Below are 524 nucleotides of genomic sequence, written 5' to 3'. Positions count from 1 at the left end.
TACGCCCGCGCCGTAGCCGGGATGCTATTGTAGGCGGTCGACCCGCCCACGGTCAGGATCTTTCCGACGTCGTACATCACGGCGTCGCCGTTCATTGCGTCCGGGCTATCTGCGCGCGGACCGGCCGAGGTGATGCTGCCGTCGCCGGTGGTGGAGATCCAGTTCATCTGGCGGCTCGGCCCCGCCTGGAACACGCGGCCACCGGGGGCGGCAAACAACCAGGAGTGACTGTCGGAAGTGAAGCCGCCACGGGGATCGGCGGTCAGGATGTTGTCCACCAGCACGTTCGGCAGCTTTCGCCAGCCGCCGGCGGCGGACCACACCTCACCGTTCTTGTTGCCGATACCTCCCGACCACGAGCCGCCGATGGTGAACACCTCACCGGTGGAGGTGGTCACGTTACTCTGGTAGCCGCGGGCGATCTTCATGTCCGGCCCCGGGCTCCAGGCGTTCGTCGCAGGATTGTACAGGCTGGTTTTCGAGCTGCTGCTGCCGCCGCTGACCAGGATCCTGCCATCCGGTAG

1 protein-coding gene is annotated in these 524 nt (G+C 66.4%); it reads right to left on the bottom strand.

The window, feature by feature from the left end; translation table 11 throughout:
- A partial coding sequence (locus J9611_RS21440; RefSeq protein WP_246528135.1) for a hypothetical protein occupies nucleotides 1-428 on the bottom strand: 428 nt, incomplete at its 3' end.
- Nucleotides 429-524 lie beyond the last annotated feature (96 nt).

Source organism: Pseudarthrobacter albicanus (assembly GCF_018224015.1).
Taxonomy (GTDB): Bacteria; Actinomycetota; Actinomycetes; order Actinomycetales; family Micrococcaceae; genus Arthrobacter; species Arthrobacter albicanus.
Note: the sequence above shows the minus strand (reverse complement) of the source record. Positions and strands in the feature narration are given on the sequence as shown.